Origin of the sequence: Aeromicrobium sp. PE09-221 (assembly GCF_002174305.1) — a bacterium.
Classification (GTDB): domain Bacteria; phylum Actinomycetota; class Actinomycetes; order Propionibacteriales; family Nocardioidaceae; genus Aeromicrobium.
In genome coordinates, this window is sequence record NZ_MIJB01000009.1 from 42,419 (window position 1) to 69,007 (window position 26,589).

The 26,589-nt window shown below is 69.9% G+C and carries 17 protein-coding genes; 9 read left to right on the forward strand and 8 right to left on the reverse strand.

The features are described 5' to 3' along the window. The first annotated feature begins 13 nt into the window (after nucleotides 1-13). From BHE97_RS04800 to BHE97_RS04820, 5 genes are all read left to right on the forward strand, one after another. Nucleotides 14-1,591 (forward strand): AMP-binding protein, encoded by a 1,578-nt coding sequence (locus BHE97_RS04800; RefSeq protein WP_087622890.1) that lies wholly within the window; start codon nucleotides 14-16, stop codon nucleotides 1,589-1,591. A gap of 155 nt (nucleotides 1,592-1,746) precedes the next feature. Continuing rightward, nucleotides 1,747-2,634: an NAD(P)-binding domain-containing protein gene (locus BHE97_RS04805; protein WP_170931270.1), complete on the forward strand. Its 888-nt coding sequence runs from the start codon at nucleotides 1,747-1,749 to the stop codon at nucleotides 2,632-2,634. A gap of 91 nt (nucleotides 2,635-2,725) precedes the next feature. Further along, the gene (locus BHE97_RS04810) at nucleotides 2,726-3,772 is read left to right on the forward strand and encodes an extracellular solute-binding protein (RefSeq protein WP_170931271.1); all 1,047 of its coding nucleotides are present in this window, start codon (nucleotides 2,726-2,728) and stop codon (nucleotides 3,770-3,772) included. Between the two features lies 1 nt (nucleotide 3,773). Then, a complete protein-coding gene (locus BHE97_RS04815; RefSeq protein ID WP_236757524.1) occupies nucleotides 3,774-4,589 on the forward strand; it encodes an SDR family oxidoreductase in 816 nt (271 codons plus the stop codon). Nucleotides 4,590-4,623: 34 nt separating this feature from the next. Continuing rightward, nucleotides 4,624-6,954 (forward strand): molybdopterin-dependent oxidoreductase, encoded by a 2,331-nt coding sequence (locus tag BHE97_RS04820; RefSeq protein ID WP_087622893.1) that lies wholly within the window; start codon nucleotides 4,624-4,626, stop codon nucleotides 6,952-6,954. Nucleotides 6,955-7,032: 78 nt separating this feature from the next. Here the strand turns inward: BHE97_RS04820 and BHE97_RS04825 are convergent, their stop codons facing one another. From BHE97_RS04825 to BHE97_RS04860, 8 genes are all read right to left on the reverse strand, one after another. After that, nucleotides 7,033-8,268, reverse strand: coding sequence for an alkaline phosphatase family protein (locus BHE97_RS04825; protein WP_170931272.1), 1,236 nt, complete (start codon nucleotides 8,266-8,268; stop codon nucleotides 7,033-7,035). Beyond that, a complete protein-coding gene (locus BHE97_RS04830; protein ID WP_087622895.1) occupies nucleotides 8,265-9,164 on the reverse strand; it encodes a LysR family transcriptional regulator in 900 nt (299 codons plus the stop codon). The genes BHE97_RS04825 and BHE97_RS04830 overlap by 4 nt, the downstream gene beginning before the upstream one ends. Before the next feature lie 4 nt (nucleotides 9,165-9,168). Then, nucleotides 9,169-9,996 carry a phosphonate ABC transporter, permease protein PhnE gene (gene phnE, locus BHE97_RS04835; protein WP_087622896.1) on the reverse strand — a complete coding sequence of 276 codons (828 nt, stop codon included), beginning with the start codon at nucleotides 9,994-9,996 and terminating at the stop codon, nucleotides 9,169-9,171. Nucleotides 9,997-9,998: 2 nt separating this feature from the next. Continuing rightward, nucleotides 9,999-10,763 (reverse strand): phosphonate ABC transporter ATP-binding protein, encoded by a 765-nt coding sequence (phnC, locus tag BHE97_RS04840; protein WP_170931273.1) that lies wholly within the window; start codon nucleotides 10,761-10,763, stop codon nucleotides 9,999-10,001. Next, nucleotides 10,760-11,662 carry a phosphate/phosphite/phosphonate ABC transporter substrate-binding protein gene (locus BHE97_RS04845; RefSeq protein ID WP_170931274.1) on the reverse strand — a complete coding sequence of 301 codons (903 nt, stop codon included), beginning with the start codon at nucleotides 11,660-11,662 and terminating at the stop codon, nucleotides 10,760-10,762. Before BHE97_RS04845 ends, phnC begins: the two co-directional genes overlap by 4 nt. A gap of 318 nt (nucleotides 11,663-11,980) precedes the next feature. Beyond that, the gene (locus tag BHE97_RS04850; protein ID WP_087622899.1) at nucleotides 11,981-13,252 is read right to left on the reverse strand and encodes an MFS transporter; all 1,272 of its coding nucleotides are present in this window, start codon (nucleotides 13,250-13,252) and stop codon (nucleotides 11,981-11,983) included. Next, complete coding sequence (locus BHE97_RS04855) at nucleotides 13,249-13,953, reverse strand: TetR family transcriptional regulator (protein WP_170931275.1); 705 nt, start codon at nucleotides 13,951-13,953, stop codon at nucleotides 13,249-13,251. Before BHE97_RS04855 ends, BHE97_RS04850 begins: the two co-directional genes overlap by 4 nt. A gap of 56 nt (nucleotides 13,954-14,009) precedes the next feature. After that, a complete protein-coding gene (locus BHE97_RS04860; RefSeq protein WP_170931276.1) occupies nucleotides 14,010-14,672 on the reverse strand; it encodes a 4'-phosphopantetheinyl transferase superfamily protein in 663 nt (220 codons plus the stop codon). Nucleotides 14,673-14,721: 49 nt separating this feature from the next. Here BHE97_RS04860 and BHE97_RS04865 point away from each other — a divergent pair, with 49 nt between their 5' ends. Genes BHE97_RS04865 through BHE97_RS04880 form a run of 4 tightly spaced genes read left to right on the forward strand, consistent with a single transcriptional unit; the run spans nucleotide 14,722 to nucleotide 26,589 of the window. After that, nucleotides 14,722-15,819: a class I SAM-dependent methyltransferase gene (locus tag BHE97_RS04865; protein ID WP_087622901.1), complete on the forward strand. Its 1,098-nt coding sequence runs from the start codon at nucleotides 14,722-14,724 to the stop codon at nucleotides 15,817-15,819. Then, nucleotides 15,816-24,062: a type I polyketide synthase gene (locus BHE97_RS04870; protein ID WP_087622902.1), complete on the forward strand. Its 8,247-nt coding sequence runs from the start codon at nucleotides 15,816-15,818 to the stop codon at nucleotides 24,060-24,062. The genes BHE97_RS04865 and BHE97_RS04870 overlap by 4 nt, the downstream gene beginning before the upstream one ends. Beyond that, complete coding sequence (locus tag BHE97_RS04875) at nucleotides 24,062-25,603, forward strand: ABC transporter substrate-binding protein (protein ID WP_087622903.1); 1,542 nt, start codon at nucleotides 24,062-24,064, stop codon at nucleotides 25,601-25,603. Before BHE97_RS04870 ends, BHE97_RS04875 begins: the two co-directional genes overlap by 1 nt. Next, nucleotides 25,600-26,589 carry an ABC transporter permease gene (locus tag BHE97_RS04880; RefSeq protein WP_140399968.1) on the forward strand — a complete coding sequence of 330 codons (990 nt, stop codon included), beginning with the start codon at nucleotides 25,600-25,602 and terminating at the stop codon, nucleotides 26,587-26,589. The genes BHE97_RS04875 and BHE97_RS04880 overlap by 4 nt, the downstream gene beginning before the upstream one ends.

Here is a 26,589-nt window from a genome sequence, read left to right on the forward strand (position 1 = left end):
GATGGTGTGACCCATGGTGATGCAGTTTGATCCGAGCCTGACGCCGGTGCGCGATCTGCGCGATGCGAGCCGAGAGATGCCTGACCGGCGGTTCTTGACCGTCGGTTCGAGGACCTACACCTATGCCGAGGTCTACGAGCACGTCGAGATGACCGCGAGGGGTTTGCGCTCCCACGGTGTCGCCGCGGGGGATCGGGTCGTGATCATCGCCCCCAATCGCATCGAGTCTGTGGTCATGTGGTTCGCCGTCCACGCGTTGGGCGCCGTCGACGCCCCCGTGTCGGTTGAGGCGGCCGGGGCCTTCCTGCGGTATCTAGTCGAGGACCTGGAGCCGACGGTCGTCGTCGGGACGGGGGAGACGTTGGCGATCGTCGGCGCGGCCATCGCCGCACCGGTCCCTCTCGCCGTGATCATCGGCGAGGGAGACGATTCCGGGGTGGGGAAGAGCTCGGTGCGCTTCGACGAGCTGGCCGAGCAGGCGGCAGATGATTCTGACGACATCGTCCTGCCGGATGCCGGGGTTCTGGGCACGATCATGTACTCCTCAGGGACCACGGGTCCGTCGAAGGGGGTCATGCTGGCGCAGGGCTATTGCTCGTCGCTGGCCGAAGCCCATATCGAGGGTTTCGAGTTGAGCACGGGGCAACGCTTCTATTGCGCACAGCCCCTCTGCCATATCGACGCCCGGTCCTCTCTGGTCGATGCCCTGCGGCTACGCGGTGAGAGCGTGATGGGCGAACGGTTCAGCGCGAGCCGGTTCTGGGACGAGGTCCTCCGACACGATGCCGATGTGTTCTTCTACGTCGGGACCATGGTCCATCTGCTGATGAAACAGCCCGAGCGGGCCGATCGGCCGCCGAAGCGGCGTATCGGGGTCGGATCGGCTACCCCGCCCACGCTTCACCACGAGTTCGAGGATCGTTTCAATGTCGTCGCCCTCGAGGGATATGGGTTGACCGAGTTCGCACTGATCGCCGGGCAATCGCCGGCATCGAGGGAACCGGGGACCGTGGGCAGACCGCTTCCCTGGGTCGACGTCAGGATCGTCGACGACCAGGATGTGCCGGTCGAGCCGGGTGCCGTGGGGGAGCTCATCGTCCGCCCCGACGGCCCGAATCTGCACATGCTCGGTTACTGGCGCAAGGATCAGGAGACCGTCCGTGCCTGGAGGGGTCTGTGGTTCCACACCGGTGACCTCATCCGCGAGTTGCCGACGGGGGCGTTGGAGTACGTGGGGAGGAACAAGGACTCGATCCGCCGTCGAGGCGAGAACGTCTCCGCCTGGGAGGTCGAGGAGACCGCGGCGCGACATGCTGCGGTGCTCGAGGCCGCGGCGATCGGAGTGCCCTCTGACCTCGGGGAGGAGGATGTGGCGCTGCTGGTCGTCCCGTCCGGCGCTGAGCCACTCGATCCCGCACGATTGCGGGAGTACATGGCGGCAGACCTGCCGCGGTTCGCGCTGCCGCGCTATGTGGAGATCGTGGACGAGCTCCCGAAGACGCCGTCGGAGCGCATCGCCAAGGGCGCCGTGCGCGAACGTGGACTGACCTCGGCGGCGATCGACCTCGAGGCGGCGAGCCGGTCGGCGTAGCGAAGCTCCCTCGCGCCCGTGAGAGTCCCGCTTCCGAGACGGTTAACGATGCACTGCGGTTGCCCTAGCAACCGCTACGCATCGAGATCGGTCCGGCCCCGCCCGGAACCGGGCGGCGAAGGATTATGTCGGTCACGACGGAAGGCGGTAAAGGAATGTCGAAGAGGAATGTCGCGGTCATCGGCCTGGGGAACATGGGCACCGCGCTTGCGCGAGCGCTTCTTGCCGCTGACCTGCGGGTGACGGTGTGGAACAGGAGCGAGGCCAAGAGCCGCGTGCTTGAGGCTGAGGGTGCGTGGTGCGCCGTATCGCCAGCGAGTGCCGTGGAGGAGTCCGAGATCGTCGTCGTGTGCGTCGCCGATCATGTGCTCGTCTACGAACTGCTCGACGGAGCGGACCTTCAGGGTCGTACGGTCGTCATGCTGACCGCCGGCTCTGCCGACGAGTCGCGTCGGCTGGCCGATCACCTGCGCGATCGGGGCGCGCAGTTCGTCGAGGGGCAGATCGGCACCTATCCCGATGCGGTCGGGACTCCACACAGTCGGATCTTCTACGCGGGGAGCGAGCAGGCGATGTGCGACGCCCGGGCCGCGACCGAGGCACTCGGCGGTGCGGCGCCGCTCGGCAGCGATATCGGCTCGGTAAGCGGGCTGGCCGCGGCGATCCGGACCTACTATGTTGCCACATCGGTGACGACGGTTCTGGCGATGGAGGTCGCGAGACGACATGGAGTCCCGCTGGCCACGGCCTTCGCCGAGATCGATCTGCTGCATCCCATCGTGCAGGAGGGAGTCAGGGAGTCGCTGACGGATGCCGGGCCGACCGAGTCCTCCAGTGAGCGACTGACCCTTGAGAGACTCGCGGACGGTGTCGCCGATCTCGTGGCGCTGACTCGCCAGTGCGGCCTCGACCCGTCGATGCTGGCTGAGGCCGAGCGAGTGCTGGAGTTGGCGGTGAGCCGCGGACATGGTTCGGCGGCGGTCGGCACGGCTTCCCTGGTGCTCGACGCAACCGGCGGACCGACACCGGGCACCGGCGTGTGACATCCCCCACGCGTCTATCAGCTTGGCGCTGGCCCGTCGGAGGGCGGCCACTCTCACCAGAATGAGCGCACCCGAACACAAGGAGAATCTGATGAAACGAATCGGGATCGTCCTCGCGCTGGCCTCCGTCACCCTGGCGACGGCATGCGGCAGCGGCGCGTCCTCAGATACGTCCGAGGATGCTCAGAGCCTGGTCTTCGTCAACTACGGGGGCGAGGCGGTGAACGCCGCCGAGGAGGGCTGGTTGAAACCCTTCTCGGAGGCCACGGGGGTGGAGTACCGGGTGGACTCGCCCTTCGAGGCGGCCAAGGTCAAGGCGATGGTCGATGCGGGCAAGACGACCTGGGATCTCGTGACCGTGGATCCGGGGACCAGCGCCAAGGAGTGCGGCACGTTGTTCGAGGAGCGCGATCCCGATATCGACATGGCGGGCATGGACCCGAAGTTCGTGAATGACGAGTGCGGCGTTCCGGTGTACCCCCAGTCGGTGGTGTTGACGTACAACTCCGAAATGTTCACCGGCGATGACGTCCCGACCTCGATCGCCGATTTCATGGATACCGAGCGGTTCCCCGGCAAGCGGATCGCCTATGACTACATCACTACCCTCCCGGCACTGCTGCTCGCCGACGGAGTCGACAAGGACGAGATCTTCCCACTCGACTTCGATCGCGCCGAGAGCGCCATTGATCGGCTGGGGGCTGATCTCGAGCTCCACTCCGATCTCGCCCAGGAGACGGAGCGGCTGGCCAATGGCGACTTCGCGATGTGCCTGTGCTTCACCGGACGCGTGGAGACCGGTGCGCGGCAGAATCCGAATCTCGAGATCGTCTGGGACGGGATCTATCAGACCTGGACGAATGTGGTCGCGGTGAAGCACAGCCAGAGCCCGGAGTCGCAGCAGGAGTTCTTGGCATGGTTGGCCGATCCCGAGACGCAGGCGCCCTTCTATCAGCACATGGCCTACCGGTCCGCGGCGAAGGACTCTGGACCGGAGGTTCCCGAGAAGTACCGTCGATTCGTCTCGTCGGCTAATGAGGAGGCGGTGAAGGGTAACGAGGCGGTGACCGATGTGGACTACATGAAGGAGAACCAGGACCTCGTCGTGCAACGCTGGAACGACATGACGGCGGGCTGACGTGAGCCACGTCGATCTCAAGGCCGGCCGTCCGGTGACCGCGCCTTCCGGACCGGTCGCTGGACGGCTCGGTCGCTTCGACGGCCTGGTCGCCATCGTCACCGGTGGTTCCCGCGGCATCGGGCTCGCCATCGCGCGGCGGCTCGTAGATGAGGGCAGCCGCGTGGTGATCACCGGCCGCGATCCTCAAGCGCTGGAGGAGGCCGAGGTTCAGCTCGGCGTGGAGCGGGTCCTGGCGGTCGGCGGAAACACCGAGGACCCCGTCGCTCGCGCTCAGACCGTGAGCCTGGCGCTGGATCGCTTCGGGCGCATCGATCTGCTGGTGAACAATGTCGGTGCGATCGGGTCCCGGGGACCGCTGACAGAGATCGCCGAGGATGAGTTCCAGGCCATCGTCCGGACGAACTGCTTCGGACCGCTCGGGTGGATCGCCGAGGTCGCCACGAGGGCCATGTCCGAGGGCGGGGCGGTCGTCAACATCACCTCGGGTCTGGGACGGACGACATCATCCCAGCGCATCGGGGCCTACTCGGCCACTAAGGCGATGCTCGAACACCTCACGCGTCAGCTGGCGATCGAGCTCGCTCCCCGGATCCGGGTCAACGCGGTCGCGCCGGCATTGGTCCGCACTCAGATGGCCTCGCCACGTTTCAAGGGGCGAGAGTCCGAGATCGTCGCCACCTACCCGATGGGCCGTATCGGAGATCCGCGGGATATCGCGGCCTCCGTCGTCCATCTGCTGTCCCGCGATGCCGACTGGGTCACCGGCCAGTCCGTGGCGGTCGACGGCGGCATCCTGCTGACGAGCGAATTGTGAGCCAGGTTCCTGCAACCGGGATCGGGTGAGACCCATGGAAACGAGACGAACGAGTACCCACCTGGGGACCTTCGAGGTGGTGCTCGAGGACGGCCGCCCGGTGGAGACGCGGAACCTGCCCGATGATCCCGACGGTGCAGCGGCGTCCGCCGGCCTGCACGAGGTGATCGACCATGAGCTGCGGATCACGCGTCCGCATATCCGTGAGGGGTGGCTCCGGCACGGCCCGACGGGAAGCACGCCGAGGCGCGGCGGCGAAGCCTTCGTCGAAGTCTCCTGGGAGGAGGCCTATGACGCGATCGCCGCCGAGCTGACGCGCGTCCGCGAGCAGCACGGGGATGCTGCGGTCTTCGGCGGCTCCTATGGCTGGTCCAGTGCTGGACGGTTCCACCACGCGCAGAGCCAGATCCATCGCTTCCTGGCCGTCGACGGCGGGTACACGGCTTCTCGCCACAGCTACAGCGTCGGCGCCCAGGAGGTCGTGCTCCCGCATGTCATCGGCGGTTCAGGTATGGCGATGTTCGACGGGAATCCGCAGTGGTCCGCGATCGCCGAGCACGCCGAGCTTGTCATCGCCTTCGGGGGATCGCCGTTGAAGAACACCTTGGTGAACCAAGGGGGATTGAAGCACCATCGGGCGAGGGACGCGCAGCGAGCCTGCGCGGAGGCCGGTGTGCGCTTCGTCTGCATCAGCCCGGTCGAGGACGACCTCGACGAGTCGCTGCGGGCGGAGTGGATCCCCATCAGGCCCGGAACCGACACCGCCTTGATGCTGGGCATGGCGCATCGGCTGATGACCAGCGGGCGTGAGGACGCCGACTTTTTGGCCAGGTGCTGCGTGGGCTACGAGAACTTCCGCGACTATGTGCTCGGCGAGCTGGACGGAGTCGAGAAGACACCGGGATGGGCTGAGGAGATCTGCGGGGTACCGAGCGGGGTGATCACCGGGCTGGCCGATGACGCGTCGGCGGTCCGCTCGGTCGTCTCGGTGACGTGGTCGATGCAGCGGGCCCAGCACGGCGAGCAGGTCTATTGGGCGGCGGTGACCCTGGCGGCGATGACGGGGTCGATGGGCCGCCCCGGTGGTGGTTTCGCCGCCGGTCTCAGCGCCACGCACGGGATCGGGCTCCATCGCGGATCGATGGGGGCCGCCAGCTTCCCGCAGGTCCGCAATCGCGTGGACAGCTTCATCCCCGTCGCCCGGATCTCGGACATGCTGCTGTCGCCCGGGGGGACGCTGGAGTTCAACGGGCAGCGCCTGACCTATCCGGATGTGCGGCTGGTGTACTGGGCGGGAGGCAACCCGTTCCACCACCACCAGGACCTGAACAAGCTCCTGAGGGCATGGAATGTCCCCGAGACCGTCGTCGTCCATGACTCCTGGTGGACGCCGGTCGCCCGGCACGCCGACATCGTCATACCGGTGGCGACGACCCTGGAGAGAGACGACATCATCGCCGGGGGCCGGGACACGATGCTTCTGCCGCTCCACCGCGTGGTCGATCCGCCGGACGGGCTGCCGACCGACTTCGAGGCCTTCTCCCAAGTGGCGGAGCGTCGCGGCCGCCGGCAGGACTTCGACGAGGGACTCACCGAGAGGCAGTGGATCGAGCGTCTCTACGACGAGACCACACGCCGAGTGGCGAGGCGGGGCGTGGAGCTGCCGCCTTTCGAAGAGTTCTGGGAGTCCGAGGGCGTGCAGGTTCCGCTGTCCGTCCCGCCCGAGGCCGATGCCATCGCCGACCTGCGCGCCGACCCGGCTCGGCACCCGCTGAGCACGCCTTCGGGCCGGATCGAGATCTACTCCGAGACGGTGGCGTCGTTCGGATACGAGGAGTGTCCCGGCTACGCCTCCTGGCAGGAGCCGCAGGAGTGGATCGGAAGGGCGGATCTCGATGACTCGATGCTGCACCTGCTCTCACATCAGCCGAAGGGCAAGATCCACAGCCAACTGGATTTCGCCGCGGCCAGCATGCGCCACAAGGCCGATGGGCGAGAGATCATCCGACTGCATCCGCAGACCGCCGCTGGGCTCGGCATCGCCGACGGGGACACCGTTCGGATCTCGAATGTGCGCGGTTCCTGTCTGGCCGTCGCGCGACTCGTCGACGGCCTGCACCGACGGGTCGCGTTGATGGCCACGGGAGGATGGTGGGATCCCGAGCGTCCGGGGGAGCCGGGGTCGACCTGCCTCCAGGGCAATCCCAATGTGCTCACCTCCGATATCGGGACGTCGCGATTGGCTCAGGGGTCCTCGGCGCAGACCTGCATGGTGAGCGTCCGCCGGGAGGCGGACCCGGCGCCGACCCGGGCGCACCTGCCTCCCGCGACCATCCGCAGAGACGAGTTCGACCAGGGACCATGACGACGATCGAGCAGGACTCCCGAGGCGACGCATGTGGGCTCGGGAGTCCTGCCGTCCCGGCACAGTAGTCCTCGGGTCTCAGCCTTCTCCGGACGCACGGTTGAGGGCCAGATCGTGGATGTCGCGATTGCGCAGCGTTCCGGCCTCGAAGCGGGTGGCCAGCGGGCCGACGACCGGGTGGCTCAGGATCAACGGGACCAGCTGCTCGTGGCGACCACCGTGTGAGCGCAGATTTCCGTGGAGCTGACTCAGGTCGTGGTCCTCGCGGCTACGTCCGAGAGCGGTATCGGCAGCAGCCGTCACCGCCAGATCGCCGATGCGGTCGACCGGCAGCTCGTAGACGGTCGCCGCCTCCTCCCGGTCCCAGATCTCCTCGATCCCGGACAGCCCGCCGAGCACCTCCTTGGCCCTGACGGCCTGCTCCGGGTCCAGGTGGAGCCAGGCGAAACCGCCCAGCGCTCCGTGATGCTTGACATAAGGGTCGGTGATCGGGAGGACGACCTCGTGCACCGGCACTCCGCGCTCGGCGAGGATGTCCAGCAGATAGTGGACCCGCGGCTCTCCCCGGTCATCGTGCTTGGCGTTCATGCCGTGGTCGGCGGTGATCGCCACGGTGCAGCCCTCCTCCAGGTACTCCCCGAGGAGGGCGTCGAACTCGCTGAAGAACAGATCGGAGAGCTCGTCGCCGGGCGCGGCGGCGTGCTGGACGCGATCGGTGAGCGACACGTAGATCAGTCGCAGCTCGGGGTGCGCCCGCAGCGCCGCCAGGCCGATCCGCATCGCGTAGTGGCTGGCCAGCGGGTCGTAGACGCCGGGCGCCGGGCTGCCGATGAGTGTCTCGACATCGTCGATGCCGTACTGGGGGATACCTGCCCCGGCGGCCCGCTCGACGCTGACACTCGGGACACCGCCGTGGGCGAGCAGCAGCCGGAGCTTGTCCTTGGCCGTGACGGTCAGCGTCGGGATGCCCGCGCTCTGGAAGGCGGCGTGGATGCTCGGTGCCCGCAGGTACTTCGGATCGTTGAGCAGTTCGAGGGATCCGTCGGGCAGCCGGCAGTAGTTCCCTGGGATGCCATGCAGCGCCGGGGCCACACCGGTGACGATGGAGAGATTGTTGGGATTCGTGAGGCTCGGGATCTCCGACATGCCGACCCCGAAGCTCCCCTCGTCGTCCAGCAGTTTCCGCAGACGCGGCATGATCCCGCGTTCGAGGGCGTCGCGGAAGTAGCGCGGGTCTCCTCCGTCGACCGTGATCACGACGACCGGGTGGTCGGGGACGGCATAGGAGCGATCGTTCACGATGATGGCGTTCACGGGGTTCCTTCCTCTTTCAGACGTTCGATGAACAGTTCTTCCAGCAATGTCAGCGGCCGGTCCGCCAAGCGGATGAGATGGATCGGTCGTTCCGGCGGAGGGGGATCGAAGCGGATCTCCGCCACCCGCCCCAGCGCCAGCGCATCCTCCGCCGCGGCCCGCGGCAGACAGGAGATGCCCATGCCCTGGGCGACGGCGCCGATGATGGCCACGGTGCTCGCGACCGTGCTCTGCTGTGCGTCCGGGACCCGCCAGTGGCGTACCAGCTCGAGTTGGTACCCCCGGGTCGTCGATCCTTCCTCGCGGACCAGGAACCGGCTGCCGCGCAATAGCCGCGGCTCCACCTGCTGGCCGGCGAGCGGATGGTTGCCGGCGACGATGACCACCTGCGGCTCGCAGCCGATCCGCGTCACCGACAGATGCGGTCGGGTGCACTCGGCGGCGACCACCGCGAGGGGCAGCGATCCCTCGGACACCCGTTGGATGACGGCCGCCGAGTTGTCCACCTGGAGGTCGACGTCGACACCGGGGTACCGGTCGACGAAGGAGGCGAGCAGGGCCGGGAGCAGACGCTCGGTGACCGTGGTCGTGCCGCCGACGCAGAGCGTTCCGGCGACGGGTGCCAGGCGCACCCGGGCGACCTGGTCGATCGCCTCGTCGGCCAGGTCCAGCAGTCGACGCGCATAGCCGCGGAAGGTCTCACCGGCCTCGGTCAGCTGCGAGGTCCGGGCGCTTCGGTCGACGAGCACTGCTCCGACCTCGCCCTCCAGCCGCTGCAGATGGGACGACACGGTGGACTGGGAGACCCCGAGTGCACGCGCGGCCGCCGACAGGCTGCCGTGATCGACGATCGCGAGGAATGCCCGCACCCGGTTCAGACTGAATACGCCGGCCATGGGGTCAGATGATGCGGGCGCGGATCCGCGATGAGATGAAGTCGATCGTCGCCACCGTGAGGATGATCAGGATGATGATCGCCGAGACCTCCTGATACTTGAACAGCTTCATCGCGACCTGCAGTTCGAAGCCCAGCCCGCCTGCCCCGACCATGCCGAGGATGAAGGCGTGCCGGACATTCGACTCGAGCCGATAGAGGCTGTACGTGACGACCTCGGGCATCACCTGCGGCACGATTGCCCAGCGGATCGTCGTGAAGGCTCCCGCGCCGGTCGACTCCAGCGCCTCCGTCGGACCGGGGTCGATATTCTCGATGGCCTCGGCATGGAGCTTGCCGAGCTCGCCGCAGGAGTAGACCGTCAGCGCCAGCACGCCAGGGAACGGGCCCAGGCCGACCGCGGCCACGAAGATCAGCGCCCACACCAGGTCCGGCAGCGATCGGAGCACGCTGAGGATGAACCGGGAGAAGCCGTAGATCAGCCGGTTGCTGCCGAACAGGTTCCGGGCCGCGCCGAGGGCCAGGAACAGGCTGATGACCACGGCGAGGGTGGTTCCCCACAGCGCAACCGAGAGGGTGGTCACGATGGCGCTCAGCAGACCGGGGATCACCGAGAAGTCCGGCGGGAACATCTTGGCCAGGAAGTCGATCAGGCTCGGAATGCCCTGGACGAACCTGTCCGGGCTCAGGGAGAGATCGTTCGCGGCCCAGCCGAGGATCGCCAGCACGGCGATCGCGATGGTGATGTCCCGCGTCCAGGTCGCCCTGCGGCGGCCCCGGTCGATGCCGCGGACCCCGCCGGGTCGCTCCGCCGTGGTCGGCTCATGTGTCATGGTCATCCTCGTGCTCTCTCCGGGCTGAGGCCGTAGATGCGGTCGATGTGCTCGGGCGAGAGCTCGCTCCCGCGGGTGTCGATGGCGAGCCTCCCGTCGAGGAGGGCGATGATCCGCTCGCCGTAGGAACGGGCGTACTCGATCTGGTGCAGGCTGATGACGACCGTGATGCCCTTCTCCCGGCTGATCGACCTGAGCCGCGAGAGGATGTCCTCGGAGGTCACCGGGTCGAGGCTCGCGACCGGTTCGTCGGCCAGGATGATGGTGGGCTCCTGGGCCAGCACCCGGGCGATCCCGACACGCTGCTTCTGTCCGCCGCTGAGCTGGTCGACGCGCTGATCGGCTCGGTTCTCGAGACCGACATCGCGGAGCAGTGCCAGTCCACGCTCGATCTCCGCGGCGGTGAAGGCGCCCAGCAGCGCCCGATAGCCGGGAAGATCGGGGAGCATGCCGCACAGCACGTTCTGCAGGGCCGTGAGCCGATTCACCAGGTTATAGCCCTGGAAGATGACCCCGGTCCGACGACGGATCCCGCGCAACGTCGACTTGTGTCGCGACACCTGCCGTCCGGCCACCGTGACCGTGCCCTGATAGGGCTGGACCAGTCCGTTGACGCAGCGCAGCAGCGTCGACTTCCCCATGCCGCTGCGACCGAGGATGATGCAGAAGTCGCCTTCCTCGATGGTCAGATCCACGCCGCGCAGCACGGCCTGGTCGGGCCCGCGATAGCTCTGGTGCACATCCTCGAAGGTGATCGCGGCGGTCACAGCTCGGGCTCCATGCCGGCGGCCTCGTAGGCCCGTCGGACGATGTCGTAGGCGCTGTCGTCCGCCTCGGCGAATCCTCCGAAGCCGGTGCCGTCGAGGCTATCGGCGATCTCGGGGTCGCCGCTCAGCAATGCCGAGGACAGCGCGTCCTTCACGTCCTGTGGCAGATCCTCGCGGTAGGTGATGGGGTCGGCCGGGATCTCCTCGGATTCGAAGACGATCTCGATATCGTCCTCCTCGGCCATGCCGCTCTCGATGAACTCGGGCAGCAGCCGGCTGGAGATCGCGGCGACATCGACCTGGCCGTTGACCAAGGAGAGCAGTGAGGCGTCGTGGCTGCCGGAGTAGATGATCTGGGAGAACAGCTCCTCGGGGTCGTGACCCTCCTCCTCCAGTGCGTAGCGCCCGAAGATATGTCCGGAGGTCGACGCGGGATCGGTGAACGCCACCGTCCGTCCCTCGAAGTCCTCCACGTCCTCGATGCCCGAGTCGGCCCGCACCAGGAAGCTGGTCCGGTAGGTCTCGGTGCCCTCGGCCTGGACCGCCGAGGCGAAGGCCTCGACACCCCCGTCGACCGTATCGGTCGCCAGCGTGTACTCCGAGGGACCGAACCAGGCGACGTCCAGGTGCCCGGAGTTGAGGGCCTCGATCACCGCCGTGTAGTCGGCGCCCACGTAGGGTTCGATCTCCAGCCCCGTCGTCTCGCTCAGGTAGTCGATGAAGGGGGTGAACTTCGTGAGCACCGTCGCGGAGTCCTCCGCGGGGGCCAGACCCAGCCGGATCGTGTCCGTCGAGTCCCCGGTGTCGTCGTCGGATGCCTGAGCGCCGCAGCCCGCGGCCGACAACGTCAACAGGACACCGGCTGCGGCAGTGATCAGACCGCGCTTCGACTTCATCATGGAGATGCTCTCCTTCTCGTGCATGCGCCACGCACGTCATGAACCGTGTACGTCCGACACGGTAGGAAGCAGCGAACACGGGAGGATGACCCGTGACGTCTCCGCGGGTGAAGCCGACATGAACGCCGGGAGTACGGGCTATGAGCCCCATCGGATCTCCCGATGGACGACGGCGGGGGGCCAGGCGGAGAGGGCCTCGGCCAGATGGTGAGGTCGCCGTCCGTGCTCGTCAAGCCGAGATCGGGTTCGCTGAGCTCCCTCCCGCCGGACGGGCGATCACGGTGCCGACAGCACCTTGCGCGCCGAGGAGGAGGGTCTTCATGATGGTGACTCCTGATCGGCGGGAGAGCCACCCGCCGATGGTCGCTCTGCCGGGGCAGCAGGGATGCGCCGGAATCGGGGATGGGACAGGACGAAGCCCGTGACGACGGCCATGACGGCGGCCCCGACGATGACCGGAAGGGGTGCCCAGACGCCGTAGAGGACCGTGCCCGCGGTGGGCGCGATGACGAAGGTCAGACCCATGTTCGCCGCGATCAGGCCGGCCAGACCACCCTGCTCCTCACGGGAGACCAGCAGGGTGGGGCCGGCGGTGTAGCCGGGCATCGCGGTGCCCAGCCCCAGCCCGATGAGCGCGAGCGATCCGAACAGGGCCACCGGGCCGGCATCGGGGATCAGGACGACGAAGCCGAGCAGTGCGACGGCCCCGCCGACGCGCAGGAGCGTCGCCGGTCCCCAGCCGGATCTCGGCACGACGACCGCCTGGGCGAGGATCATGCCCACCCCGGCCGCGAGCAGCGCGGCTCCGGTGAGGACTCCCGCGGTCTGGGCGTCGAGGTCGAGACGGTCCTGGACGATGAACCCGGTGATGATCTGGATGAACCCCAGCGCGGTGAACATGCCGAATCCGGCGATCAGGAAGGGCCATACCCGTGGGTCGGTCGGCCGCACGAGCGCCGGTCTCTCGATCAGCGTGGTGCGGGGCTCGGGCTCCAGGCGAGAAGCGATCAGGACCAGGCCGAGGCCGAGGAGGACCGGGACCGCGATGAGCGGGGTCAGCAGGCCGAAGGCGGCGAGCAGGCCGCCGACGACGGAGCCGGCGACCATGGCGATGCCCTGAACCGCTCCGACCCCCGCCATGCCCTTGACGCGCGTCCTCTCGTCATCGGTCACGTCGGCGATATAGGCCTGGGCCGTCGGCTGGACGGCGGCGATCGCGGTGCCGAAGCCGATCCCGCGCAGGAGGATGAACAGGATGAACAGCGTCGCGCCGCTCACCGCGCCGGTCATGCCGAGCCGGGAGACGAGGGCGAAGGCCGTCGTCGTGAGCGTTCCGAGGGCCAATGCCGCCACCAGCACCCGCTTGCGGCCCAGCGACTGAGAGCGACGCCCCCACTGTTGGGCAGTGAGCACGACCATCACGGCAGCCGTGCTGATGGTGACCCCGACCTGCCACTCTGGCATATCGATCTCGCGTGAGAGAGGCGCGATGATCGGGTTCAGCGTCATCTGCGCCAGGAAGGCCAGGAACGTCGCCATCAGCACGAGCCTGATCTGCGGAGCGGGAGCCGGTGTGGGGGTAGTGGTCATGGTGCAGGTCTCTCTCCGGTGTCAGTGGTGTCCTCGTCGGCCGGTCGGCCGGCGGCGATGCCGTCGAGGACGAGATCGAGTTTGTGGCCGAACCAGATCCTCGGATCGGCGGCGATCGCCTCGCTCATCGCCCGTCGCACCGCTTGCCGGGCGGGCACCTGGGACCCGGCGGTCTGATCGCCCGGCTGCCAGAGCGTGCTGACCTGGTCGCGCAGGCTTCCCGTGGTGCCCTCGACAGGCTGGGCGAGGGTTTCGACGCCGCGGCGGTGATCCAGGGTCAGGTCGATGACGGTGTCGACCGCAAGCAGGGCTTTGTCGGCCGTGAAGCCTTGGTGGACGAGGGCGACGGCGAGATCGTCGAAGAGGTCCGCCATGCGCGCCGGGAGGATCGCCGTCGACATCTCGGTGACCACGCCGGGGTGTCGGGCGAGCAGGTCCCAGAGTGTGACGGCGTAGGTCCGCAGGAGTCCGCGCCACGGCAGATCCCGGTCTGGCCAGGTGTGGGCGTCCAGGACGTGATCCCAGGCCATCGCCAGCAGCCGGGCGCGCGTGGGCACGTGGCGGTACAGCGTCATGGTGCTCACATCGAGGCGCGCGGCCACCGCCGGGACGGTGAGTCCCGCGAAACCCTCGGCCAGCACCGCCTCCACGATCCGGGTCTCGGTCACCTTGGGCGGTCGCCCCTTCCGCGGTGGTGTCACGGCCGGCCCTCTCCCGACATGTCGACAGATTCTGTTATGCGCATAACATAAATGGGTCATGGTCCGGATGTCCAGTGAGATGTCATCGTCCCCGGCAGCCAGGCGATGGTGCGGATGTGCCGGTGGTCGACATGCCAGCGCAGTCGCGCCCCATCGTGAGGCCAGTGCGGGTGGGAACGCCGGACTCGCATGTGCGCCGTTCCATCGGGGAACGCCTCCACCTCGGCATCGGTGAAGTCCAGCCAGACGCCGGTGCGCGGCCACCATGCCTTGAACAGCGCCTCCTTCAAGCTGAACCCGACGGTGTCGATCGCACCGGCCGCGAGCAGTGAGCGCCGTTCGGCATCGTTCAGTACCAGCCCGGTCACCGATGTGGGGAGCGCCAGCGCCGGCTCCACGTCGAGGCCGAGGGCCACGGTCGTCTCCGTGAAGGCGACCGCTGCGGCATGCAATCCGTCGCAGTGCGAGATGGCGCCGACGACCCCGTCGGGCCAGTCTGGCGCGCCGTCATCCCGACGGGGGATCTCGATCGACCCCCACTCGGTCCGCAACCGCCGGAGAGCCTTCCGTGCGCACGCGCGGGCGGAGGCGAATTCGGCGCGCCGCGACGGCACGGCGCGGGCCACGGCTGGTGCCTCGGTGGGATGCACTGCCGCCCGTATCGGCGCTGTCTCCTCCCAGCTGACTCCTTCGGGAAGGGGGAGGTGGGTGAGACTCATAATGGGAATGATATTCATATCTATGTAGATCCCGTTGGGAGGAGCCCCGATGAACGTCACCGCATCCCCAGAGGCGCCGGTCGTGCTCGATGAGATGGACCGGCTGGACCGCTGGGCGGAACTGACGCTGGCCCGGTTCCTCGCGGTTGAGGCCGGCCTGACCGCGGGACGTTCGCTCACCACAAGGGAGATCGGCGATGCGCTCGGCGTGGCCGATCGGCACCGCCGGATCATTGACCGGTGGGCACGGGTGCTCGCTGGTTCCGGACTGAGCGCATTCGACCCGCATGCCCACCGTCTCCACGCCGTGCGGGTGCCGGAGGCCTCCGAGGTGGGGCGGGCCTTCGAGGACACCGCCGCGGTGCGCCACTGCTGCGGTCCCGCCCTGCGCGACTTCTACCGTGCGTGCGCCGACCAGTTGCCGGCGCTGTTGCGCGACGAGCTGACCGTGCAGAGTCTGCTCTTCGCCGATCCCCGGACGACGGACGAGATCTACGCGGGCAATGCGGCCAGCGCCCTCGTCAACGCCCTCACCGCCGACCGGGTCGCGGAGCTCGCGCCCGAGCGGGGACGGGTTCTGGAGATCGGGGCCGGCACTGGCGCCACGACGCAGCCGATCCTCGAGCGGCTACCCCGCTCGGTGCACTACGACTTCACCGATGTGAGCGAGTACTTCCTTGCCGAGGCCCGCCGCCGCTGGGCGGACCGAGGTGCTTTCGATGCCTCCCACTACGACCTGCACGAGGACTGCGCGAAACAGGGACGCGAGCCGGAGAGCATCGACGTGGTGGTGGCGGCGAATGTGCTGCACAACGGTGTCGACGCCGTCGCCACCCTCGATCGGGTGGCCCGGTTGCTGCGGCCGGGCGGTCACCTGGTCATGGTCGAGACCGGCCGGGAGCACCACCCTCTGCTGCTTTCGATGTATCTGTTGATGTCGCCCGCGGCGGATCGTCCTGATGAGCTGCCGTGCGACCAGCGCCGCCACGACGGCCGGATCCTGCTCCGGAGCAACGAGTGGCTGGATGCCACGCGGGCCGCGGGCCTCGAGCCGGTGAGTCTCGAGCCCAGCCGGGACCACCCGCTCGATCCGATGGCGCAGTTCGTGCTCGTCGCCCACCGCCCGCGGACGGAGGCGGCGCGATGACCGAGGTCGCCATCGTCGCGATGTCGTGCCGGTTCCCCGGCGCCGCCGATGTGGACGAGTTCCAGGATCTCCTGGCTGCAGGCCGCGAGGGACTGCGTCGCACCGATGCCGCAGCGCCGTTGGTGCCCGTCGTGGGACGGGTGGACACGGCCCTGGACACCGATCCGGCCGCCCTCGGCCTCGGTGAGACCGATGCCGAGGTGATGGACCCGCAGCATCGAGTCTTCCTCGAATGCGCCCGCGACGCGCTCGATCGCGCCGGACATGGTGCCGGTGACACGCGTGGCGTGGTCGGCGTCTACGCCGGGGCCGGCCTGTCGGGCTACCTCGCCCACAATCTCGCCGGCCGTTTCGACGCCACCGGAGGCGCTGACCCTGTCGCCAGCCTGCACCTGCACACCGCCAATGTCGCCGACTACCTGCCGCTGCGCGCCGCCCACCTGCTCGGCCTCGACGGCCCGTCGATGGCCGTCGGCGCGACGTGCGCGACCTCGCTGGTCGCCGTGCACACCGCCGTCCAGGCGCTGCTCGCCGACGAGTGCGACACCGCGCTGGCGGGAGGAGTCTCCCTGCAGGTGCCTCCGCCCGAGGGCTACGTCGCCGTGCCCGACGGGCCCTTCAGCACCGACGGCCACACGCGCTCCTTCTCGCGAGGCGCCTCCGGGACGGTGTTCGCCGACGGCGCCGGGTGCGTCGTGCTGCGCCGGCTCGAGGACGCGCTGGCTGACGGCGACCCGATCCACGCGGTGATCCGCGGCAGCGCCGTCACCAACGACGGTGCCGGCAAGGTCGGCTTCACGGCTCCTACCGTGGCCGGCCAGGTCGCTGCGATCGAACAGGCCTTCGCGGTCGCCGATCTGGAACCCGCCGATATCGGCCTCCTCGAAGGGCACGGAACCGCGACGGCGCTGGGAGACCGCATCGAGATCGCCGCGCTGCGCGAGGTATGGGGCGCCGCCGCGACGCCGTGGTGCGCGCTCGGCTCGGTGAAGGGAAATATCGGGCACACGTCCTCCGCCGCGGGGGTCGCCGGACTGATCAAGGCCGTGCTAGCGGTGCGCGACGGGGAGATCTTCCCGACGCCGCACGCCGATCCCGTCGCCGAGCTCGACGGCTCGGCGTTCTACCTGCCGGAGACGGCCCGATCCTGGAACGGCGGCACCACGCGCCGGGCGGGTGTCAGCTCCTTCGGCATCGGCGGCGTCAATTGCCACCTCATTGTGGAGCAGCCGCCCCAACGCCGGGCGCCGGGCCGGATGCCGCGCGGCTCCGAGCTCGTCGCGCTGAGCGCCGCAACCCCCTCGGCGGCCATCACCTGGCGTGACGCCACCCTCGCCGAGGCACGGCGCCTGCGCGCTGACGACCGCGCTACGGTCGCCGATGTCGCCGCCACGCTGGCCCATGGCCGCGCAGAGATGCCGCATCGCGCCATCGCGGTCGTCGACGAGTCCGGTGGGGCCGTGGCGTCGAGTGCACACACGGCTGCGGACGCCCGTCTCGTGCTGGCGTTCCCGGGTGCGGGCGCTCAACGGCGAGGCATGCTGCGCGACGCGACCCACGCCGACCCGTCCCTGTACGCGCACCTCGTCGAGGCCACCGAGGCCGTCGAGAAAGCCGGTGGCCCCGCACTCCTGGAACTGCTGACCGACCGGTCCTCCGATGATCCCGTGCCGGATCCGGCCGTCGGCCTGCCGGCACTGTTCGCGGCGGAGGTCGCGACGGCCCTTCGCCTCATCGACCTCGGTGTCCGTCCCGATGCGGTCGTCGGTCACAGCGTGGGCGAGTACGCCGCAGCCGTGGCGAGTGGGGGACTGAGCCTCGACGACGCCGCCGCGCTCGTGGTGACGCGCTCGACGGCGATGGGCTGGACCGCCCCGGGGCGGATGCTCGCCGTGGCTCTCGACGAGCCCGCGGTCACGAGGTTGTCGGAGGATCACCGGGACGTCGACCTCGCGGCCGTCAACGGGCCCGGCTCCTGCGTCGTGGCCGGACCGGCCGCGGCCGTCGACGCTTTCGCGAAGGAGCTGACCCGGGGCGGCACACGGGCGACGGTCGTGGGGATCGACGTCGCCGCCCACTCGCACCTCGTCGATGCGGTGCGCCCCGAGCTCGATGCGCTGGCGTCCACCCTCACTCCTCGCACGCCTGCGATCGACCTGTATTCCACACTCGACGGCGAACGGGTCGGTGATGCCGAGTGGAGTGATCCTGCCCGCTGGGGCGAGCATCTGCGTCGTACGGTGCGGTTCTCCGATGCGCTGGACGCCGCGATGGGCGACGGCCCGTGCATCGTGCTCTCCTGCGGCCCGGGCTCGACGGTGCCGTGGGCGGCGCGTGCCGTCGGCGCCGACCGGACGACCGCGGTCGTCTCGGCCTTCGCCGAGGACGACGGTGACGGCCGGGACGCCTTCCTCGAGGCCGCCGGCGTGCTGTGGGCGTGCGGTGCGGGCGTCGATCTGGCTGAGCTCACCGGTCCCGTCGTGCGTCGTGTCGCGCTGCCGACCTATCCCTATGAGCGGCGCCGACTCTACGTCGAGCCCGCACGCCGCGGGCTGACGGCCGTGGGCCCGCGGCAGGACGAGCCGAGCGCCACCGAGCCGCTGCAACTGCCCACCTGGCGCGAGGTTCCTCCGGCGACGGCACCGTCGCCCGGCTCCGTCCGGGTGCTCGGCACCGGCCAAGAGGCCGACCGGCTGCGCGAGCTCTTCGGGGAGACCGGTGAGGAGCGGCCGGCCGCGGTCGTCCTCACCGTCGACACTCGCCGTGGTTCCGGTGAGCGCGAGCGGCTCACCGCCTCCCTGCGGCAGGTCGCCGTTCTCGCCCGTGAGATCGCGGCCCTGAGCGGTGACGAGGAGCCGCTGCCCGTCCTCCACGTGCACGAGGCCGCGGAGCCGGCGGAGGACGACCCGGTCGCCGCAGCCGTCGCCGGTACGATGCGCGTCGTCGGCCAGGAGACCCCAGGCGTGCGCTGGCGCACGGTCTCCGCGGACCGCCCCGCCATCGCGACCGGCGCGTTGAACGCCGAGCTGGGCGATCTCGCGGCAACCGGGGAGTCGGGCTGGGAGGTCCGGTTGCACGGGCACACGCGGCGCATCCGTACCTGGCAGTCCTGGCATTCCTCGACACCGGACATCGCGCCTTTGCCGAGCGGTGCCACCGTACTGGTCACCGGAGGTCTCGGCGCCGTGGGCTTAACCCTGGCGGAGCGATGGGGCCTGCGGCATGGCGCCCGGATCGTGCTCGCCTCGCGCCGGGGCGCGGGTCTCGAACAGAGCCGGGACCCGCGATCGATCGAGCAGCGCGACACCGTCGCGGTACTCCGCGAGCGAGGCGTCGAGATCGAGCTGGCCGAGCTCGATGTGTCCGATACCGGCGCGGTCGATCGTCTCATCGGGAGGCTCACCGCCGAGCGGGGGCCGCTCGACCTGATCGTGCACGCTCCCGTCGCCCTGGAGCTCGCGCCATTGGCCGAGCTCGACGACGCGGCGATCGCGGCCAATCTCGCCGCCAAGGTCGACGGTGTCGCCGCGCTGGAGGCCGCCGTCGATCGACTCGCGGCCGACCGGCGGCCTCGCCGGGTCGTGCTGATGTCGTCGGCGGCAGGGACGATCGGCGGGTTCGGCCTCGGCGCCTATGTCGCCGCGAGCCGATTCCTCGACGCGGTGGCCCACCGTCGGCACGCGCAGGGATGGACGGCCCTGGACTGGGATCGGTGGCGCTTCGGCACGGCCGCGGAGGCGGAGGCCGTCTCCGAGATCACGATGCGGCACGCGCTCGATGCCGAGGACGCCGTCCGGGCTCTCGACCGGGTCCTCGCGCTGCCTACCGCACCACCGCAGATCGCGGTCTCGCCGGGGGCTCTCGATCCGCGTTCCCTGGCGCTGCCGCGTCGTTCGGTCGCGGTCGCAGCCGGTGACGAGGACTTGCGCACGCCTGCCGAGCGCCTGGTCGCGGACGTGTGGAGCACGGTGCTCGGCGCACCCGTCACCAGCCGCGACGACGACTTCTTCGCGCGCGGCGGACACTCGCTGCTCGCCACCCGCGTCCTGGCGGAACTGCGCGATCGCAGCGGCGTGACGCTGCGCCTGCGCGACCTCCTGCAGGCGCCCACCGTCGCCGCCCTGGCCGAGCTGTTCGACGGCCCGGACGGCGACGTCGCGACCGACGAACCGGGGCCCGCGCCGAGCGTGCCGTCGCCGTCCGCGCCGTCCGAGCCCTTCGGGCTGACGCGGGTGCAGACGGCCTATCTGCTCGGCCGACAGGACACCTATGAGCTCGGCGGGGTCGGTTGCCACTTCCACCTCGAGATCGCCTGTCCCACGATCGACGTCGAGCGCTATGCACACGCGTGGCGCACGGTGGTGGACCGCCACGAGATGCTCCGCACGGTCATCGACCACACGGGACGCAACCACCCGCTGGATCCGCCGCCGGAGGCCGGCCTGCGCGTGCATGACCTGACCGACGAGGTGCCCGACCGGGCGCGCGACGAGCTCGCCCGGCTGCGGGACGAGTCCGCCCACCGCGTCGCCGACCCCGCCGCGTGGCCGCTAGTGGAGCCGGTCGTCGTCCTCATGCCGGACGGAGAGCACCGGCTGCTGATCTCGGTCGACGTGCTTGTATGCGACTCGGCCAGCTGGATGCTCGTCGACCGGGAGATGCGGGCTCTGTACGAGGACTCGGGTCGCGAGTTGCCGGCGCCGCGCACTACCTTCGCCGCATGCGTGGCCGCCCTCGACGCACGAGCCGGTGGCTCGGAGCGAGAAGAGGCGTGGGCGTACTGGCGTCCGCGCGCCGACACACTGCCAGCCGCCCCCGCCATCGGTAGCGACCGCGGGTCGGCCGAACCGCGATTCACACGGCGGCGCGCCGTCGTGGAGGCGTCGGACTGGGCTCGGATCCGCGAACGGGCGGCGGTTGAGCGGCTGACCCCCACGGCCGTGGTCTTGGCCGCCTACAGCGAGACGCTGGCGCAGTGGTCCGGAGAGGAACACTTCAGCATCACGCTCACCGTCTTCGACCGGCCCGAGCTGACCGGTGTCGAGGACGTCGTGGGGGAGTTCTCCACACTCCTGCTGCTCGAACGTCGGCCACCCGAGACGGCCGGGTTCGCAGCAGGAGCGGCAGGCCTGCAACACCAGCTCCACGCCGATCTCCCGCACACGGCCGTCTCCGGCCTGGAGGTGCTCGCCGAGCAGGCGCGACGCACCGGCCGGCAGCGCAATGTGCCCGTGGTCTTCACCAGCATGCTCGGGCTCGACACCGCGCCCGACGGTGAGCGGCACGACCACGAATGGCTCGGCCCGGTCGTCGACGGTGTCAGCCAGACCCCTCAGACCTGGCTGGACCACCAGGCCTTCGAGCTGCGCGGCGACCTGATCCTTCAGTGGGACGTCAACGAGGCGGCGATCGATCCGGAAACTGCGGACGAGGCCTTCGACGCGTATGTCGAGCGACTGCGTGGACTCACCGCGGACGACGCCTGGGACAGCAGTACGCCGGAACCCGACGATGCCTCGGCCACGCCGGCCGATGACCTCGTGGCCGCTATCCGGCAGTCGTGGGCCGAGGTGCTGACCGTGGACGTCGCGCAGATCCACGACGACTCCACGTTCCTGTCCCTCGGCGGCGACTCTCTGCTGGCCGTACGGATGGCGGCGCACCTGGCGGAGCGCACGGGACGGACGCTGCCACTGACCGCCGTACGATCCGAGACCACCGTCGCGGAGGTGGCCGCTGCGCTGCGCGCCGAGGACGAAGGGGTGCCGGCGAAGACCCAGGCGGTCCCGGCGCCGGAGTCCGAGGCCGGCCGGCCGTTCCCGCTCACTGCCCTGCAACGGTCCTACTGGCTGGGCGAGCAGATCGACTGGGAGGTGCCCGCCTGCCCCGCGAGCGTCGTGACCGTGGTGCCCTGCCGCGATGTCGACCACGAGCGCGTCGCGACCGAGTTGCGTGACGCCCTGGGCCTCGTGCTGAGGCGTCACCCCATGCTCCGCGTGAGCGTGGAAGCGGACGGCACGCAGTGGACCCGCCCCGCGGACGACCCGACCTGCGCGCCGTCGCTCGACGTCCACGACCTGAGGGACGACCCCGGTCCCGTCGACACGGCCGTCGAGCGCATCGCGAGCGATCTGGCCGGACGGACCCCGGACCTGTCCGCGGAGCCCGCTCTGCGCGTCGCCCTGTGCCTGGAACCGGAGGGCCGTGCTCGGCTCGTCACACGCTTCAGCCTGCTCGCGGTCGACGGATGGTCCATCGCCCTCGTCGAGCGCGAGCTCCTGCGACTGCTGGTCGGCGAGGCCATCGACGAACCACCGGCGCTCGAGGTCCCGGAGTACCTGCGCCGCACGTCGACGGAACGCGACGACGATCTGCGCTGGTGGCGGCAACGACTCGCCGACCCGCCGGAGCCGCCCCGGCTCGAACGCCTCGACGCGTCGGTGACCGGCCGGATGATTCGACGCGAGGCCCGCCTTGACCCGCAGCGGCACCAGGCGCTCGCCGTGCGTGCCCGCGCCGAGGGGGTCACGCTCTCGGCCGTGGCCATGGTGGCTTTCGCGATGGCTTTGAGGAAGCGGACCGGCCAGGACCGGCTACTGCTCACGACATTGCTGTCCCGGCGTCAGGCGATCCACGCCGACGTGCTCGGGCTCGTCGGGCCGTTATCGACGACGGCGCTCGTCGACCTTGAGCTCGGGCGCGATCCCGATCTCGTGGGCCGGGCGCGGCGCGTGGGGAAGACCCTCACCGAGGCCTCCGGCCATCTGGGCGCCAGCGCTGTCGACGTGGGGCGCGAGCTCGTTCGGAACGGCGACCGTGGTCGTGTCGTCGCACCCTGGGTGGTGCAGTCGACCCTCGGCCTCGACGCCGCCGTGCCGGGAGAGCGGCTCGGTCGGGCCGGCGCGCTCGGCCACCCCGAGGTGAGCGCCTTCGAGCAGACCGTCTCCACCCCGCACATCCACGGCGAGCTGCGGGTGTTCGCCCTGGAGGGCGAGCTCGTCGCGGACCTGTCAGTGCGCGAGGGGCTCTACGCTGCCGATCTCGCCGACGTGCTGCTCGCCGACACGATGGCGACGCTGCGCGCCCTCGCGGGCGGACGGGGCTGGACCACCGAGGAGCCGCCACCCACGGCCGACCTGGGGAACGTCGATGAGATCCGCTCCGCGTGGGCGGTGCTGCTGGGCTGCCCGGTGGGCCCCGATGACGACTTCTTCGACCTCGGCGGCGACTCGTTGCTGATGGTGCGGATGCTCACGGAGCATCGCCGCCGTTGCGGCGCCGATGTCCATCCCGGAGACCTGCTGCCCGGGCCGACGCCACGCCAGCTGGCTACGTTGTCATCCTCGAAGTCCGTACCGCGGGCGGAGCCGGTCGAGGCCCCGGTGCCCGCCGACGCCGTGGTGCGGTTGTCCTCGGGGGAGGGCCGACCCGTGTTCCTCGTCCACCCCTCGGGCGGCGACGTGTCGTGCTATCTGTCGATCGTGCGCCTGCTGCGCACGGAGCGCCCCGTCGTCGCGATCGCCGACCCGGGCCTCGCGGGCCATGACTGGCCCACCGACCTCGAGGAGGTCGTCGACCGTTACGCGGCGGCGATCGCCGCGCACCAGCCGTCGGGCCCGTTGACGCTCGGGGGATGGTCGATGGGCGGCACCCTCGCGCACGCGATCGCGGGGGCATTGCGGCGCGCGGGTCGCGAGGTCGATCTCCTCGCCATGATCGACTCGACCTGCCCGGAGCGGATCGTCGCGATCGAAGGGCTCGACATCGACACGACGACCACGACCCAGCGGATGCGCTTCCTGCGCTCGGTGCAGTCCTATCTGGGCGTGAACGCGAACGGCGACGATGCCGACGGGCTGCAGCGCGCGCTCATCGATCTCGGCGCCTTCGCCGACGGCGACGCCGCGACTGAGCGCTTCGCCGTGTTCGACCGGCACCTGCGTGGGCTCGCCGCGCACCAGGCGAGCCGGCTCGACGCCACTGTGCCGGTGCTGCTGATCCGGGCGACCGAGACATCACCCCACAACAGCAGGCTGGGCATGGGCGTCGACGACGACTTCGAGAGCTCCTCGCTCGGCTGGGAGCCCTATGTGGACGGCCCGCTGACCGTCCACCCGGCCCCCGGACATCACTACTCCGTGATCCGCGACGACGGCGCCCGCGTCGTGGCCGCGTCTCTCGATCTCGCCCTGCGCGACCCGCAGGCCGTGCCGTATCCCCCCGTATCGGAAAGGTCCCATTGATGACACCGCCCCTCGCGTCCGGCTCCGGACGCCCCTTCCGCCGAGTCGCCGTGGCCGTCGTCGCGGCCCTCGCTCTCACGGCGACGGCCGCCTGCTCGTCATCCGGCGACGACGAGCAAGACGGCTCCGACCGCACCGTTCGCGTCGGCGCCGTCGGCGCGGGACCGGCCACGGCCGATCCGCACGGCTCGCTGTTCAACGAGTCGGACTGGGTCCGTCTCTCGGCGATCTACGATCCACTCGTCGGCGTCGACGAGGACGGCGCTCCGGCCCCCGCCCTCGCGGAGTCGTGGGAGGTCGACGACACCGCGAGCGAGTGGACGTTCACCCTGCGCGACGACGCCCAGTTCAGCGACGGCAGCCCGGTTACCTCAGCCGATGTCATGTACTCACTGGGCCGTATCGACGAGCTGGCCGACCAGAACGGCGCGCGGCTCGGCTCGGTCGACATGGGCGCGTCCTCGGCACCGGACGAGCACACGGTCGTCCTCGCGACCTCGGTGCCCGATGCCGAGCTGCTGACGACCCTCGCGGGCTCATCCTTCATCGTGCCCGACGGTACCGAGTCCTTCGACGAGCCCGTCGGTTCCGGGCCGTTCGTCGTGTCCGCGCAGGACGAGTCGGCGGCGAGCCTGGAGAGCAATCCCGACTGGTGGGGCGGCGAGCCCGCTTCCCCCGGCCTGGAGATCCGCGCCTTCGCCGATCCCCGCACGATGAACGAGGCGGTCACCTCCGGTGAGATCGACCTGGCGCTCGGCGTGGAACCGGCTGCCGCCGCGACCGCGGAGGACAACGACGACCTGCAGGTGATCCGCCGGCCGGCGGGGTCCACCACACCGTTGCTCATGAGGCTGGACGAGCCTCCGTTCGACGAGCCTGGCGTGCGCGAGGCCGTCAAGCTGGCGATCGACCGCGAGGCGCTCGTGGAGAACGTGTACCTCGGCTTCGGCCAGGAGGGTGCGGACCTGCCGCAGCCGAACGATCCCTCGGCCCCGAACGACCTGGAGCCACCCGCACGCGATGTCGAGACCGCGGAGCAGGCCCTGGCCGAGGCCGGATACCCGGACGGCGTCGACATCACGCTGCACACCTCGGCGGCCTATCCCTCGATGGTCCCGACGGCCACGCTCGTGGCCGAGCAGCTGGCCGAGGCCGGCATCCGCGTCGAGATCGCCGAGGAGTCGCCCGACACCTACTGGACGGAGACCTACGGACAAGTGCCGTTCAGCGTCGGCTACTACTCGCAGATGCCGTACCCGGTGTGGGTGCGCCAGACCGCGCTCAGCGACTCCGCGTTCAACGAGACACAGTGGCGCCGGCCGGACTTCGACTCCGCCTTCGAGGAGGCAATGGCGACCACCGACACCGACCAGCGCCGCGAGCAGCTTGCGGACCTGCAACGGGAGATGGCCGCTGAGGGTGGTGTCGTCGCCTGGGGCCACGGGGACGGCCTCACGGTCGCCTCGAGCGATGTCGACGGGCTGTCGAAGGGTCCCGGATTCGCCCGCTTGAAGCTGACCGACGTCGCCATCTCGTCGTGACGTCCTCGACCGTCGTGGCGCCCGCGCGGGCGCCACGACGGCGGGCGGCGGGCGCTGCGCTCCTCTTCGCCCGCCTCGTGGGGTGGACGATCCTCGTGGCCGTGGTTGCCGTCGTCCTGGTGCACATCCTGGTGAGCTTGCTGCCCACCGACGCGGCGACCGTCATCGCCGGTCCGGGCGCCGACCCCGAGCGGGTCGAGCGGCTGCGCGGGGAACTCGGCCTCGATGACCCGGTGGTGGTGCAGATCGTCCAGTGGCTCGGCGCGGCGGCGCGGGGCGATGTGGGCACCTCGCTGGTCAGCGGCCGTCCCGTCCTCGGGCTGCTCGGAGAGCGCTCGGTGGTGACGGCGGCGATCGTGATCCCAGCCTGGCTCCTCGCGGTGCTGCTCGGCACAGTCGCCGTGCTCCTGGTGGCAGTGCGGGCGACGCCCCGGACACGATTGGTGCAGACGGTCGCCGGGACGCTGTGCGGTATTCCGGACGCAATCATTGCGACAGTGCTCGTGCTCGTCCTGGCCACCTGGCTCGGCCTCGTCCCACCGGTCTCCCTGACCAGTCCCGGCACCTCGATCCTGGAGGAGCCCGTGCTGCTCGTGCTGCCGATCGCGGCCCTCGTGCTCCCGGCCTCGGCTTGGCTGGTGCGGACACTGCGCGGGCCGGCGGAGGACATCGCCGCCCGTCGCTATGTCACGGAGGCGCGTCAGCGTGGACGCGGCGTGATCTCCGTCTCCCTCGGTCACGTCCTCCCGCCGCTGCTGCCTGCGCTGGCGCAGAGTGCTGCGATGCTCGCCGGAGGCATCATCGCCGGCTCGGTCGTGGTCGAGCAGATCGTCGCCCTGCCCGGTCTCGGCGGCCTGTTGGCACAGGCGGTCGCCGCTCGCGACGTCCCCGTCGTGCAGGCCGTCGCCGTCATCGTCGCGACGGTCACCGCGGCCGGTCTCGCCTGCGCCGACGCCATGTGCTCCCGGCTCGAACGGCAGTGGTAG